A 16,264-nucleotide genomic window follows, 5' to 3' on the forward strand; every position below is an offset into this window, starting at 1 on the left:
GAGGCCGAATGGGGACCTACGTTGTCGTACGAGCCGGAGATGCGGGACAACCTCATTGACGTCTTCGCCTCTCGAGTGGCAGCCGACAGGAACGCCACCGCGGTGACTTTCCGAGGCGAGAACACCTCGTACGGGCAGCTGGACGCCCTCTCGGGACGTGTCGCGGATTTTCTGCGCGCACGCCAGGCAGACGCGGAAGAGCCCATCGGGATTTTCATGGACCGCGGGGTGGAAGCCGTCTCGGCAATCGTGGGCATCGTCAAGGCCGGTTGTGCGTACGTGCCGCTGGACACCAGCTCACCCGCCGCGCGCCTGCGCCTCATTGTCGCGGAATGTGCCCTCGGCCGCGTTCTGGTCGACACCCCCGACCGTGCGGATGCGGTCAGGCAATTCTGCGGTCCCGATGTCGACGTCGTGGTATTCGGCGACCTTGCTGCAGAGCGTTCCGAACCCTCCCTCGGCGAAATGCCGGAGGATTCTCATGTTTCGCTGATGAGGCTCGCCTATATCGTCTATACGTCCGGATCGACCGGAACGCCCAAGGGGGTAGGCGTCTCGCACGGCAGCCTTGTCGGCTTCGCGCTGGATGCCTGCTGGTCGAACGGCCTCGACGAGAGCGTGTTGCATCATTCCCCGCTGAACTTCGACGCCTCCGTGTTCGAAATATGGATGCCGCTGCTGCGCGGCGGGCGGGTGGTCGTCGCGCCCAATGGTGAGGCGGACGCCCACGCCCTGCGCCGGCTCATCGTCGATCAGCAGGTCGCCTGCGCCTTCGTGACGACCTCGTACTTCAATGTTCTGGTCGAGGAGTACCCCGGCATCTTCGCCGGAATGCGTCAGGTCTGGACGGGCGGTGAAGCCGCCAACCCCTCCGCGATGCAGCGCGCCATCCGGGCCTGCGGCTCGGGTTCGGTGGTGAACGTCTACGGGCCCACCGAGGCGACGGTCTTCTCCACCTTCCACGTGGTGCCCGATGAGCGGGACGCCGTCGTTCCGCTGGGTCGGCCGCTGTCCGGCGTGCGCGCGTACGTACTCGACGAGGACCTGCGGCCGGTGGAGAACGGTCGACCCGGCGAACTCTGCCTGGCCGGCGCCGGGGTCGCACGGGGATATCACCAACGCCCTGCCCTGACCGCGGAGCACTTCGTACCCGATCCCTTCGCCGGCGACGGCAGCCGCATGTACCGCACCGGGGACCTGGTCAGGCCCACGGAAGACGGTCAGCTGGAGTTCGTCGGCCGGCGTGACAGGCAGGTGAAGGTCAGGGGCTTCCGGATCGAGCTGGGCGAGATCGAGAACAAGCTCGTCCGACGGGACGACACGGCTGCCGCGGCGGTCGTGTCACACCGGGACGCGCACGGGGACAACGCCCTGCACGCGTATCTCGTACGGCGGGCACGACCTCGAGACGCCGACGGCGTTCCCGCGAAGGAAGCGCCGGAGCTCCCGGACCAGGAGTGGGGGCGCCGGGTGCTGGCGGAGCTGCCCGAGAGCGTGCCCGCCTACATGGTCCCCCTGACCTTCACGGTGCTGGACCGCATGCCGCTGAACGCGAACGGCAAGCTGGACCTGCGCGCGCTCCCCGCGCCCGCCAGGACCGTGGCGGACGGCGCGGCCGGCACCCCGCACGAGGAACGGCTCCGCCACATCTTCGCGGAGGTCCTCGGCCTGGAGGACATCGGCATCGAGGACGACTTCTTTCAGCTCGGAGGGCATTCGCTGCTCGCGGTACGCGTGGCGGCCCGCATCGAGCCGTTGTGGGGCGTGCGCCTCGGGGTCCGGGACCTCTACGACGCCCCGACGGTCACCCGGCTGGCCGCGCGCCTGGGCGCAGCGTCAGACACCGAGCCCGGTGCTCCCGCCCGGCTCACGCCGCGCGCTCGGACCGCTCACGTGCCGCTGTCGTACGCCCAGCGCCGCCTGTGGCTGCTCAACCAGGTGGACCCCGCCAGCGGCCCGGCGTATCACATCCCCGTCGTCTACCGGACGCGGCAGGACGTGGACGCGGAGATCCTGAGGGACGCGCTGGGGGACGTGATCGGCCGGCAGGAGAACCTGCGCACCATCGTCGTCCCCGATCCGGAGGTCCCGGGGCAGCGAGTGCTGGGCGCCGGGGAGTGGAGTCCGGACGTCAAGGTCACCGTGTGCGCGCCCGAAGAGCTGGAGGACCGGCTCGTCGCCTCGGCACGCGCTCCCTTCGACCTCGGCCGGGACCTGCCCGTCCGGGCGGAGATCTTCAGGACCGGCGAAGAGACCGTGCTGCAACTCGTACTCCACCACATCGCCGCCGACGGCTGGTCGATCACCCCGTTGTCCAGGGACCTCGGTGCGGCCTACGCGGCGCGGGCGATCGGCCGGGACCCGGAGCTCGATGCCCTTCCCGTCCAGTACGGCGACTACGCGCTCTGGCAGCAGGAGTTGCTGGACCGGGACGAGGACACCACATGGGAAGACCAGCTGTCCTACTGGACCACTCGGCTGAAGGGGATCCCCGAGGAGCTGTCCCTGCCGTTCGACCGTCCTCGTCCTGCCGTCGCAAGCCACCGCGGTGATCTCCTCGACTTCGAGCTGCCCGCCGAACTCTGCCGGGAACTGGAGGGACTGGCCCGCCGGAGCGGCGCCAGCCTCTTCGCGGCGCTCCACGCGGGGCTCGCCGCCCTGCTGACCAGGCTGCGCGCCGGGGAGGACATCGTCGTCGGGAGCCCGATCGCCGGCCGCCAGGACAGCGCGCTGGACGAGGTCGTGGGCTTCTTCGTCAACACCGTGGTGCTGCGTACGGACACCTCGGGCAACCCGAGCTTCCGCGAACTGCTCGACCGGGTCCGCGAGGGCTGGCTGTCGGCGTACGCCCACCAGGACGTGCCCTTCGACCTGCTGGTGGAGCGGCTCAACCCGCCCCGCAGCCTGGCCCGGCACCCGGTTCTGCAGGTGGGACTGGGCCTCCTGAACACGCCCGGAATGGACCGGAGCGTCGAGGGCCTGTCGGCGTCCTGGAACCTGGGCAACACCCGGGCCGCCAAAGTCGATCTCTACTTCACCCTGATGCCCCAGCTCGCCGGGAACGGCGGCCTGGACGGGACCGTGGAGTACTCCACGGACCTCTTCGACGCCGGCACCGTGCGCCGCATGGTCGACCGGATGCTCCTGCTGCTGCGCGATGCCGTGGCGCATCCGGATCTCCCGCTCGGATCACTCCGGATCATGGACGAGGGCGAACGGCGTGGCCTGCTCGCCGGCCCGGAGGAGCAGGCGGACGGCGACACCGTCGTCCAGCTGTTCCGTACGCAGGTGGAACGGCATCCGGAGAAGATCGCGGTGAAGGACGGGGACCGCCTCCTCACCTACCGCGAACTGGACGCGCGCTCCGAGGCCCTCGCCCGACGCCTCTCCCTACGGCAGGCCGCCCCCGAGGCGTGCGTGGCCCTGCTCCTCGACCGCGGCGAGGCGGCCGTCACCTCTCTCGTGGGAATCCTCAAGGCCGGTGCGGCCTACGTCCCGATCGACCCGCAGCTCCCGGCCGCACGGATGGCCTGGATGCTCGCGGCCTGCGAGGTGCGGACGGTGCTCGTGGACTCGGCCGAGCGGCTCGACCTCATGCGGGGGTGTGCTCCCGAGGGCACCGACGTGGTGCTGGTCGACGCGGCGGTGCGGCAAGGGCTCGCGGCCGGGCCGGAGCGGGTGGTCGCCGGTGCGGCCGGTCCCGACCAGCTGGCCTACGTCATGTACACCTCCGGATCGACCGGCACACCCAAGGGCGTCGGGGTGAGCCACGGGAACGTCGTCGGCTTCGCCACCACCTCGCAGCTGACCGACGCCGACGTCGAGCGGGTGCTGATGCACTCGTCCCTTGCCTTCGACGCCTCGAACTTCGACGTCTGGGTTCCGCTGCTGCGCGGTGGCTGCGTGGTCGTGGCACCGGTGGGCGCGGACGGAGTGGCAGGGCTGCACCGGGTCCTGGTGGACGAGGACATCACCGCGGTGGCCATGACGACGGCGCTGTTCAACCTCACGGTCGAGGAACATCCGGAGGTGTTCGCCCGGCTGGCACGCGTCTGGACCGGCGGTGAGGCGGCTTCACCAGCCGCGATCGCCCGGGCCCGGGAACTCGCCGGCCCCGGCGTGATCGTGAACGCGTACGGGCCGACCGAGGCGACCACCGTCGCGATCTGTCACCCCGTGCACGAGGTGGACGCCGCCGGCGTTCCGCTGGGCGTCCCGCTGAACGGCGTGCGCGCCTATCTGGTGGACGAGTTCGGGAATCTGGCCGGAATCGGAATGTCCGGCGAGCTGTGCCTCGGCGGCACCGGCGTGGCCCGCGGCTACGTCGGGCAGCCGGGACTCACCGCGGAGCGCTTCGTGCCCGACCCCTTCGGCCCGCCCGGCTCCCGCATGTACCGCACCGGTGACCTCGTGCGGCGGCGTGCCGACGGAGAGCTGGATTTCGTCGGGCGGCTCGACCGGCAGGTGAAGATCCGTGGGTTCCGCATCGAGCCGGACGAGATCGAGACGAGGCTCACCGGGCTCCCAGAGGTCGGCCAGGCCGTCGTGGAGGTACGCGACGACGCGGCCGCCGGCAAGATCCTGGTCGCGTACGTGGTGCCGGCCGCCGGACACGGCGGCGACCGGGACACGCTCCCCGAACGGCTGCGGGACTCACTGGGAGATCGGGTACCGGCGTACATGGTGCCCTCCGCCGTAGTGGTCCTGGACGCGCTGCCCATGACGACCAACGGCAAGATCGACCGACGGGCGCTGCCGGCCCCCGTCGTGCGGACCGGAGGCCGGAAGCCGCGGACCGACGAGGAACGCGTGCTGTGCGGGCTCTTCGCCGACGTCCTGGGGCGTGACGAGGTCGGTGCCGACGACGGGTTCTTCCAGCTGGGCGGCCACTCCCTGCTGGCGGTCCGGCTTGCCGGCAGCCTGCGCGACAACCACGGCATCGACATGTCCGTCGGCACGCTGTTCGCCTCGCCGACCCCGGCGGAGCTTGCCGTGGCCCTGGGCGACGAGGGCCGACGGCTGCTGGAAGGGCAGACGTCCGCCCCGGAGCAGGCCCTGGTGGCCGGCTCCACCTCACCCGACGCGCCGGTGCCGCTGTCCTTCGCTCAGCAGCGGCTGTGGTTCCTCTCCCAGCTCTGGCCGGGCAGGCCTGACTACAACCTGCCGGTCGCGCGCCGGCTGAAGGGCCCGCTCGACGCCGGCCGGCTGCGTTCGGCGCTGACCGCGCTCCTGAGCCGCCACGACATCCTGCGCACACGGTACGAGGTGCGTGACGACCAGCCGGTACAGCTCGTCGAGCCGGTGGCCGAGCCGGAGTTCCACGTGGTCGACCTCGACGCGGCGACGGGCGACGAGGCCGGGAGCAGCCGGGCCCGCCGCGAGATCGCGGCGGAGGCCGCCAAGCCCTTCGACCTCGGCGTCGGGCCGCCGGTGCGGTTCTGCCTGTTCAGGCAGGCGGACGACGACCACATCCTCCTGATGACCGTTCATCACATCGCCGCGGACGGCTGGTCCACCGAGTTGCTGTGGCGGGACCTGGCCGAGCTGTACGGCGCGGGCACCCTGTCGGCGCGGCCCGCGGGCGGTCTGCGGTACGCGGACTACGCGCACTGGGAGCGCACGCAGCAGCTCACGTCGAGGAGCGAAGCGGATCTGGACTACTGGCGGGAGCGGCTGAAGAACGTCGATCCGGTGGAGCTGCCGGCCGACCGGGAGCGCCCCGCGACGCAGAGCGGCCGGGGAGCACAGCTGGACTTCGAGATCCCGCGGGAACTGCGCGGCAGGCTGCTCGAGCTCGGCAAGCAGTGCGGGGCCACCCCGTTCGTGGTGCTGCTGACCGCGTTCCAGCTGCTGGTCGGCAAACTGACGAACCGACGGCACGTAGAGGTCGGCGTGCCCGTGGCCGGACGCGCGCGGCCGGAGCTCGACACCCTCGTCGGTCTCTTCGCCAACACCCTGGTGCTCCGCGGCGAGATCAACTCGGCGTGCACCTTCGCCGAGCTGCTGCGCAGCGGTCAGCAGCACGCCGCCGAGGCCTACTCGCATGACGGCGTTCCCTTCGAGCGGCTGGTCGGAGAGATCAGCCCCGAGCGCGATCTCAGCCGAAACCCGCTGTTCCAGCTCATGTTCTCGATGTCCGACACCGTCGCCGGTGGCGGGTCCGAGAGGTGGGAGGGCCTGGCCGCGGAGGCGTTCCCGGTCATGTTCATGGCGGCGAAGTTCGACTTCGAGATCGCGGTCACCGACTGCGGCGACCGATTCGTGGGAAATGCCTTCTACGCCACCGACCTGTTCGCCGAACCGACGGTCGACCGGCTGCTGCGGCTGTACCTCGAGCTGCTGACGGCGGTCGCGGACCGTCCCGGGGTACCGGTCGCGGATCTCGACGTGGTGACCGTGGAAGCCGAGCGCCTGACGCGGCAGGAATGGAACCGCACCGCGACCGAGTTCGATCTCGACCGCTGCCTGCACGAGATCGTCACGGCGCAGTCCGAGCGGACCCCGGCGGCGACGGCCGTCGAGCACGGTGAGCAGGTCATGACCTACGCGGAACTGGATGAACGGTCCGACCGGCTCGCCCGGTCGCTCATCAGGGAAGGCCTGGAGCCGGGCAGCCCGGTGGGCGTGTGGATGGACCGGTGCGTCGAGCTGCCGGCTGCGCTGCTCGGCGTGCTGAAGGCGGGGGGCGCCTACGTGCCGCTCGACCCCGATCTGCCTCCGGCCAGGGCGGCGCAGCTGCTCGACGAGGCCCAGGCCCAGCTCTGCCTGGTACAGGATCCGCCGTGCGGTGTGCTGCCGGCGGAGTGCGGTGTGCGGGTGGTCACCGCCGGAGAGGAAGCGGGGAGGGAGCCGGCCGCCTCGTCTCCTGGCCGGCGCGTGCGACCGGACGACCTCGCCTCGGTCTTCTTCACCTCCGGTTCCACGGGGACCCCGAAGGGCGTCGCGAACACCCACCGGGGCTGGGTCAACCGGATGTGGTGGATGCATCAGCAGCACGGTCTCGCTCCCGGTGAAGGCGTGCTGCACAAGACCGTCCTCAGCTTCGACGACTCCGCCGTGGAGCTGTTCTGGCCGCTGATGGTGGGCGGCCGGGTGGTCATGCTGGATCCGGGCATGCACCGTGACCCGCGAGCCGTGCTGCGCGCGGCGACGGCGCACGACGTGGCGGTGCTGCAGTTCGTGCCGAGCATGCTCGCCCTCTTCCTCGACGAGCTCACCGATGAATCGGTGGCGCGACTCGGCGGCCTGCGCCATGTGATCTCCAGCGGCGAGGTGCTGCGGCCCGACCTGGTGGCGAGGTTCCACGAGCGCCTGGGCGCGGTCGGATGCGCCCTGCACAACCAATGGGGGCCGACCGAGGCTTCGATCGACGCGACCTGGCATCGGTGCGTTCCGGAAGACGCCGGGCGCACGGGCGTCCCCATCGGGCGGCCGCTGGCCAACTACCAGGTCCACGTGTTGGACGGTTCGATGCGGCCGGTCTTGCCGGGCATCGAAGGAGAGCTGTACGTCGGCGGCGTCGGTCTGGCCCGCGGGTACTGGAACGACCCGCGCAAGACCGCCGAGGCATTCGTCCCGGACGTGTTCCGGCCGGGCGAGCGCCTCTACCGCACGGGGGACCGCGGGACCCGCCTGGCCGACGGGACGGTGCTGTTCCACGGCCGCGTCGATCACCAGATCAAGATCCGCGGCGTCCGGGTGGAGCCGGCGGAGATCGAGGCAGTGCTGCTGGGGCGCGAGGACATCGCCGAAGCCGTGATGCACAAATGGGAGCTCACCCCCGGTGACCAACGGCTCGCGGGCTACGTCGTTCCGGCGGGCGACGAGACGCTGGACACCGAGGAACTGCGCGGGTATCTCGCGAAGAGGCTGCCGCCCTACATGGTGCCGAGCCATGTGACGGTACTCCCGGGGCTCCCGCTGCTGGCGAGCGGTAAGGTCGACCGCAAGCAGTTGCCGCCGCCCCGGGCCGAGGCGCTCCCCGTGGCGGGGGAGGCGACGCGACGGCCACCGCGCACGGACAGCGAACTCCTCGTCGCGGGCGTGTGGTCGGACTTCCTTGAGGCGGGCGATGCCGAGGCCAACTTCTTCCACCTGGGCGGGCACTCGCTGCTGGCCTCGCGGATCATCTCCCGGCTGCGACGGCTGCTGGACGCGGACCTCCCCCTGGTCATGATCTTCGAGCACCCGACCATCGAGGAGCTCGCCGCGGCCATCGAGCGGGAGCTGCTGGGCGCGACGCAGCACGTCCTCACGACCGACGGGGAGAACTGATGCGTGATCACACCGCGGATCGGCAGCAGTCGGTGGCGGAACGTCTGCGCGCCGCGCGGGCCAGGCTGGCCGCCGAAGGGCAGGCTCACGACGGCGCACCGGCGGACGGCATTGCGCCGCGGGCCGCCGACGCCCCCGCCGTCCTGTCGTACGAACAGCGACGCATCTGGCTGGTGCACCACATCTTCGGGGAGTCCCGCGACTACAACGTCCCCCAATGCGTCCTGGTCGACGGAGATTTCGACGAGCAGTGCTTCGAGGCGGCCTTCGCGGCGCTCACGGCGCGCCACGAGATACTGCGCACCGTCTTCCGCGAGGTCGGCGGAGAGCCGCAGCCGGTCGTGCGGCCCCCCGGCTCGGCGACCGTCGCGGTCACCGACCTGCGCCACCTCGGCGCGGCGACGACCCCAGCGGTGATGGCTCGCGTCCTGGAAGCGGCCGCGGCAGAGGCGGACCGCCCCTTCCGGCTGGCCGTGGAGCCGCCGGTCCGGGCGCGCGTGCTCCGATGCGGTGAGCGGCTGCGTCTGATCGTACTGACGGCTCATCACATCGCCACGGACGGGCCCTCCATGGAGCTGATGTGGCGTGAGCTGTCGGACCGCTATGCCGTCGCTGCGAGCGGGCGGGAGGCTGATGGGGAGCCGCCCCGCTTGCAGTACGCCGACTTCGCGGCGTGGGAGCGCGACCGGCGCCGGCCGGGAGGGGCCGCGGACGCTGCCGACGTCGCGTACTGGACCGGCGCACTGGCGGGCCTCCACGAGGATCCGCTGCCACTCGACCTGCCTCGCACACACGAGGCGGGCAGGAGGGGAGCGGAGGTCACCTTCACCGTTCCGGCCGACGTGTCCGACCGCTTGGGCCGGCTTGCCGTGGAATGCGGGGCCACGCCGTTCATGGCCATGCTGGCCGGCGTCAAGGCGCTGCTGGCCACCGCTGGTGGGATCACCGACATCGTGGTCGGCTCACCGATCAGCGGACGCAATCGCGAGGAGCTCGAAGAGCTGCTCGGGCCGTGTATGAACGTCCTGCCGCTGCGGACCGATCTGAGCGGCAGTCCTTCCTTCCTCGAACTGATCCGGCGCGTGCGGGAGACCACCCTCGGCGCCTTCTCGCACCAGGACCTGCCGTTCGCGCGGATGGTGCAACAGCTGCGACCGGAACGTGTCCTGGGAAAGAATCCGCTGTTCCAGGTCCTGTTCACGCACGGGCCTCGAGAGCGGATGCCGCTGGACATCGCCGGCGCGTCGGTCCGGCCGGTGGAGATCCCGGTTGCCCGTTCCAAGTTCGACCTCAGCATCACGCTGACCGAGGAGGAGGGGACCCGAGACGTCTCCGGGTCCCTGGTGTACGCCACCGACCTCTTCGAAACCGACACGGTACGGGCACTGGCCGAGCGTTTCGTACTCCTGCTGCGGGTGGCCACCGAGCAGCCCCGGACGGCACTGGACCGGCTTCCGCTGCACAACCCCCACGAACTCCACACCCTGATCCACCGGTGGGGGCGGGGCGAGAGGCGTGACATGCGGAGTCACCCGATGCTGCCCGGCAGCATCGTCGCGCAGGCCGCCCGCACCCCGGACGCCGTCGCCGTGTCCTGCGCGGACGTCGTGCTGACGTACGCCGAGCTGGATCAGGGCAGCGCCCGACTGGCCCGGGAACTGAGGCGCCGTGCGCCGCTCTCGCAGGAGCGGCCCGTCGGCATCTGCCTGCGGAGGTCCACCGATCTCGTGGTCGCGATGCTCGCCGTGCTCCGCGCGGGCGGCAGCTACGTGCCGATCGATCCGGAGCTCCCCGCCGATCGCATCGGGTACATGCTCCAGGACTGCGGCGTCCGGCATGTCCTGGTGCACCGGGCAACCCTCGACGCCGCACCGTGGGACCGCCTCGGCGTCGAGCTCCACGATCTGGACGCGGACGTCCCGGTCACCGCGGTCGGCGGAAGCGACCCGCTGCGGCCTGAGCCCGACCTGGATCCGGGCCGACTGGCCTACACGATCTACACCTCGGGCTCCACCGGCCGCCCCAAGGGCGTGATGGTCAGCCACCGGGCTCTGGCGAACTTCGCCGCGGACATGGTGGAACGTCTCACCCTGCGGGGATCGGACGTCGTGGCCGCCCTGACCACCATGTCGTTCGACATCGCCGCGCTCGAGTTGCTCGTTCCCCTGACCGTCGGCGCTCGGGTGGAGATCTTCTCCCGCGACGAGGCAGCGGACGGCACGCGCCTGGGCGCGTTGCTCGGTAGCCGCGGGGTCACCGTGGTGCAGGCGACCCCCGCCGGATGGGCGCTGCTGGTCGCCGCCGGATGGCCGGGCGGAAGCCTGCGCGCGGTGTGCGGGGGTGAGGCGCTGCCGCATCAGCTGGCTGCCGAGATCCGGGCCCGCACCTTGGAGCTGTGGCACGTCTACGGCCCGACCGAGACGACCGTCTGGTCCACCGCACACCAGGTCGACGCCGGACCACCGGCCGGAACCGGGCCCTCGCTCGGCCGGCCGCTGCTGAACACCTCGGTGTACGTGCTCGACCCACAGCTGTCGCCGGTCCCGATCGGCGCTGTCGGTGAGCTGTACATCGGCGGCGCGGGTGTGGCGCGCGGCTACGCGGGTCGACCCGGCCTGACCGCCGAACGCTTTCTGCCCGACCCCTTCGCCGCGGGAGAGGGCGCGCCCGGAGCCCGGATGTACGCGACCGGCGATCTGGTGCGGTACTCGCGGAACGGTCACCTGGAGTTCCTGGGCCGACGCGACCACCAGGTGAAGATCCGGGGGCACCGCATCGAGCTGGGCGAGATCGAGGCACGCCTGGCCGAGCACCCGAGCGTGGCGCATGCCGCGGTCTCGGCTCTGGGCGAGGGCACGGACCAGTACCTGGTCGCCTACGTGGTCACCGGGGACCAGCACGAGTGCCCTGCCGACGACATCCTCCGACAGCTGCGGGGGACCCTCCCCGCGTACATGATTCCGCAGCGGATCATCACACTCGACAGGCTACCCCTCACGGCCAACGGCAAGGTCGACCGGAAGGCCCTGCCGAGCCCCGCCCCGCTCTCCTCCGACGACGCGTACGCCGGGCCGGCGACGGACCTGGAACACGGTGTCGCCCAGGTGTGGGCAGACGTGCTCGGCGTCGAACGTGTCGGCGTGCACGATGACTTCTTCGCGCTCGGCGGGCATTCGCTGCGAGCGGCCCAGCTCGTCGCGCTCCTTCAGGAGCGGCTCTCCGTGGTGGCGGAGGTGCGCCTGGTCTTCGAGGCACCCACGGTCCGGGAGTTCGCGTCCGCACTCGACATCGAGCGCGAGGCGGAACCGCTCGCCGCGGGCACCGGAGCCGGCCGGGCCCCGCTGTCGTACACCCAGCAGCGGCTCTGGTTCCTGGATCGGCTCCGGCCGGGACGGACCGACTACAACGTGGCGAGCGCCCTGCGCCTCACCGGCGCGCTCGACCGCGGCGCGCTGGAGCGGGCCGGTGCCGAGGTGCTGACGAGGCATGAGGTGCTGCGCAGCCGCTTCGAGAGCACGGCGGACGGGCCGGTGGTGGCGATCGATCACGTGTCGGCCGACTGGCTGGCCTTCGCGGACGTGAGTGCGCTCGGTCCATCGGCCGCGGAGAGTGCAGCCGCGCGCCAGGCGCAGGAGGAACTCGGCCTGCCCTTCGACCTCGAACGCGGGCCGCTGCTGCGCGGCCGGCTCGTCCGGATCTCCGCGCGCGAGCATCTGCTCGTCGTCGTGATGCATCACGCCGTCGTCGACGGGTGGTCACTGGAGCTCTTCTGGGGCGAGGTCTCGCAGGCCTACCGGGCGTTCGCCGCGGGGGCCACGCCGGAGCTGCCCGAACTGACCGTGCAGTTCGCCGACTTCGCCCGCTGGGAGAGGCAGACGGACACCCATGCGGATCTGGACTACTGGCGCGGCCGGCTGGAGGGTTTGGACGCCACCGAGATCTCCCCGGACCGGGTGCGGCCGCCCGAGTTCGACGAGGCGGGTGCCGCCGTTTCGTTCGAGATCCCGGAGGAACTGCGACAGCGGCTGGCCGAGGTGGCGCAGCAGCTCGGAACCACCCGGTTCGTGGTCCATCTCACCGCCTTCATGGCCGCCCTGGCCCGGCTGACCGGTCGTGCGGACCTCGTGGTCGGCACTCCGGTCGCCGGCAGCGGGAGGCAGCGCCCGGAACTCATACGGCTCATCGGTCCGTTCCTCAACACGGTGGCCCTGCGGGTCGGCCTCTCCCCGGACGACAGCTTCGCCACCGGTGTGGCCGCCGTGCGGGAAGCCGTCGTCGGCGCGGCCGCACACCAGGATCTGCCCTTCGAGCAGCTGGTCCAGGCGCTCGCGCCCCATCGTGACATGGGCAGGCACCCGCTCTTCCAGATCGCGTTCGCGATGGACGCGGACGAAGCCGCGTCCATCGATCTGCCCGGCTTGGACGTCGAGGAATTCCCGCTGCCGAACCCGACCACCAAGTTCGACCTCAGCCTGGTGCTCAGGGACCGGCAGGAGGGACTTGCCGGTTCGCTGATATTCGCCACCGCCCTCTACGACCCGGAGACCGCGCGTGGCATCACGGACCTTTACGTCCGCCTGCTCGCGGAGGCCGCCGCACGGCCGCACACCCCGCTCGCACGGCTGCCCCTGCTGGACGACGCCGCGGCGGAGCGGCTGGCACCCGTGCAGCATCGGGCGCCGGACCACGGCTGCATCCACGAACTGGTCGAGGCGCGTGCCGCGGAGCGGCCGGACGCCGTCGCGGTCGTGCAATCCGGAGAGGTGCTGACCTATCGCGAGCTGAACGCGCGCGCCGACCGGCTGGCGGACCACCTGCGCAATTGCGGTGCCGGCGCCGGCAGGTTCGTCGGCGTCGCCGTTCCGCATTCCTTCGATCTCGTGGTGGCGCTGCTGGCCGTCCTGAAGTCGGGGGCCGCCTATGTGCCCGTCGACCCCGGCCACCCCACGGCCAGGAACGCCGCACTGCTGGCCCAGGCAGGGGTGTTCGCCGTCCTGACACCGGAGGGACACACGGACCTGCCGCTGCCGCCCGGAGTGCGCGTGCTCGGGACTGCCGGCGCCCCTGGAGCGGAGCCGGCGCCGCAGGTTCCGGTCCGTGTGCTGCCTGCGGACATCGCCTACGTGACCTTCACCTCCGGGTCGACCGGCAAGCCGAAGGCCGTCCCGGCCACGCACGCATCCGTCACCGGGTATCTCCGCCATCTCGTGGAGGAGTCGGGCCTGGGCGCCTGCGACACCGTGCTGCAACTCGCCGCCATTTCCTTCGACGCGGCCAGCCGGGACATCCTGGGGACGCTCACGGCTGGCGCGCGACTGGTCCTGCTGCCCACCGAATCGGCCCGGGACCCCCGGGCCATCCTGCGGGAGGTGCACGAGCAGCGGGTGACGGCGCTGCTGTCCACGGTGCCTTCGCTGCTGACGGCGCTCGCCCTGTCCGCCCCTGCCGGGCCGGCGGCCGGCCTGCCGGGGGCTTCGTTACGGCTCGTCCTGGTCAGTGGGGAGAAGCTGAAGCCAGAGGTGGCACGGCGCACCCTCTCCCTGGGCCCCGATGTCCGCCTGGTCAATCTGTACGGCCCCACCGAGTGCACCATGACCTCGACCGCGCACCAGGTGACGCGGGAGGACCTCGCCGCGGGGCAGATACCGATCGGGGTGCCCGCGCCCGGCGTCAGAGCGCTCGTGCTCGACCCGGCGGGGGAGCCCCTGCCGACCGGTGCGACAGGAGAGCTGTACCTCGGCGGCCCGGGGGTCTCCTACGGGTATCTGGGTGCCCCGGCCCTCACCGCCGAGGCCTACGTCCCCGACCCGTTCGGCCCGAGCGGCAGCAGGCTGTACCGGACGGGCGACCTGGTCCACTGGGACCACCACGGGCGGCTGATCTATCACGGGCGCATCGACCACCAGATCAAGGTGCGCGGCGTCCGCGTCGAACCGGGTGAGGTGGAGGGAGCGCTGCTGGCTCAGCCCGGAGTGCGGGAGGCGGCCGTGGTCGTCGCCGACCCGGGTGGCGAACTCGTCGCGTGGATCGTCGCGGACGCGGACGCCGACCTCCGCCGCCTGCGGCACGCGATGGCCGAAAGGCTGCCGGAACAAATGCGGCCCACCCACTACATGCGGCGTGACGAGCTGCCGAGGACCCCGCACGGAAAGCTCGACCGCGGTGCGCTGGCCCGGTGTGTGCCCATACGCACATCGGAACCGGCGGTGGTGCCGCCCAGGAACCGGCTGGAGCTCCAGCTGCTGGGCATCTGGGAGAAGGTGCTGCGCCAGTCGCCCATCGGGATTCGCGACAACTTCTTCGAGGCGGGCGGGCACTCCCTGAAGGCCGTCGAGCTGATGGCGGAGACGAACAAGGTCCTGGGAGTGGACCTGCCGTTGCACACCTTCTTCCGCCGGCCGACGGTCGAAGGACTCGCGGCAGCCGTCACGGCGGCCGACGACGACCCGGAGACGAGGAACCGTCTCGTGGTGCCGCTGAACGACGTCAGCGACGACGCGCCCCCGCTCTTTCTGGTGCATCCGCAGTCGGGTGACGTCTGCTGCTACGTGGACCTGGTGCGGGAGCTGGGCGACTGGCGTCGCGTGTACGGAATCGAGGCCGTGGGCTACAGCACCGACGCACCCCCGCTGGAGAGCATCGAGGCGATCGCCGCCCGGTACGTCGAGGAGATCAGGGCCGTCGCTCCGCACGGGCCGTATCTGCTGGGCGGCTGGTCGTTCGGCGGCAGTGTCGTGGTGGAGATGGCCGCGGCGCTGGAGGCCGCGGGCGAGGACGTGGCCTTCCTGGCACTGATCGACGCACGTGCCTTCGGCCAGGACGAGCTGGAGGAATGGTATGTGAGCAACACCGAGCTGGTCCGGTTCGGCCTGGCGCACGGAATGCGCGAAGGCGATCTGCCGACGGACGACGAGGCGGTGCTCGCGGTCCTGACCCGGCACCTCCACGACATCGATCGCACCACCGAATACGCCGATTCGGGTGCGGTACGGCGAATGATCGACGTGTTCACCGTGAACGGCCGCGCCGCCGACAACTACCACCCGCAGACGGTGGTGGCAGCCCCGCTGCATGTCTTCAAGGCGACGGAGCGGCACCCGACCCTGACCAATCCGCTGGTGCGTCCGGAGAGCTGGCAGCCGCGCACCGAGGGTGCGGTGCACGTGATCGAACTGCCGGGAAACCACCACGACCTTGCGAGTCCGCCACACGTGAAGGTGTTCGCCGAGCGCCTGCGGCATGCGGTTGATCAGTCAGATGCGAGGCAGAGGAGCGTCGAGCGGTGAAGAGCATCGGCATTGTGGGCGGCGTCGGCCCGTACGCATCGCTGTATTTCTGTCAGGAGCTGCTCCGGCTCAGCGGCGCCACCACGGACGAAGACTATCCGGCCACCATTTTGGTGGCCGAGCAGATGCCGAGCCGCATCGCGCACCTGCTGGGGAGGGGCGAGAGCCCGCTTCCCGCGCTGCTTCGAACCGTGGAGAAACTGGAGCACGCGGGTGCCGACGTGATCGCGATTCCCTCCGCGACGACCCATGCGTACCGGCCGCAGCTCGCGCAGGCAGTGGACATCCCGGTGTGCGATCTCCTGGCCGAGACGGGACTCGTACTCGCCGCGAACCGGAGCCGGCGGCCGCTGTTCCTGGCCACCGAAGCGACGGCCGCACTCGGTCTGTACGAACCGCATCTCGCCGCCGGGACCGTGGCGCGCTATCCGGATCGGGCGCGGCAGAGCGAGGTGAGTGACTTCATCGAGCGCGTAAAGCGCGGCGACCCCTTGCCCGAGCAGCGGGAGAAGTTCGGGCACTGGATCGACGCCCTGGGTATCGAGCACGGCGGCGACCCGGACTGCGTGGTGCTGGCCTGCACGGAGCTGTCGCTGATCGCGCCGATGACGTCCGATGCCACGCCCGTGGTCGATGTGACGCACGTGCTGGCGAGTGCGGTGCTCGCCTACTGACTTCCGTATTGCGGTCAGCGGACATTTCCG

At 71.1% G+C, this 16,264-nt stretch carries 3 protein-coding genes; all 3 read left to right on the top strand.

Annotation, left to right across the window (positions count from 1 at the left end; all coding sequences use genetic code 11):
- Positions 1 to 39 precede the first annotated feature (39 nt).
- Genes ACZ4TG_RS25495 through ACZ4TG_RS25505 form a run of 3 tightly spaced genes read left to right on the top strand, consistent with a single transcriptional unit; the run spans position 40 to position 16,234 of the window.
- A complete protein-coding gene (locus ACZ4TG_RS25495) occupies positions 40 to 8,274 on the top strand; it encodes a non-ribosomal peptide synthetase (RefSeq protein WP_468166661.1) in 8,235 nt (2,744 codons plus the stop codon).
- On the top strand, positions 8,274 to 15,560 hold the full coding sequence (locus tag ACZ4TG_RS25500; protein ID WP_468166663.1) for an amino acid adenylation domain-containing protein: 7,287 nt from the start codon (positions 8,274 to 8,276) through the stop codon (positions 15,558 to 15,560). The genes ACZ4TG_RS25495 and ACZ4TG_RS25500 overlap by 1 nt, the downstream gene beginning before the upstream one ends.
- Positions 15,557 to 16,234 carry an aspartate/glutamate racemase family protein gene (locus tag ACZ4TG_RS25505; RefSeq protein ID WP_468166665.1) on the top strand — a complete coding sequence of 226 codons (678 nt, stop codon included), beginning with the start codon at positions 15,557 to 15,559 and terminating at the stop codon, positions 16,232 to 16,234. The genes ACZ4TG_RS25500 and ACZ4TG_RS25505 overlap by 4 nt, the downstream gene beginning before the upstream one ends.
- Positions 16,235 to 16,264 lie beyond the last annotated feature (30 nt).

This window comes from Streptomyces sp. NPDC028314 (assembly GCF_055565795.1).

Coding starts and splice junctions, on each gene's coding strand:
- ACZ4TG_RS25500 (WP_468166663.1), top strand. CDS start 8,274: ATGCGTGATCACACCGCGGATCGGCAGCAGTCGGTGGCGGAACGTCTG.
- ACZ4TG_RS25495 (WP_468166661.1), top strand. CDS start 40: ATGCGGGACAACCTCATTGACGTCTTCGCCTCTCGAGTGGCAGCCGAC.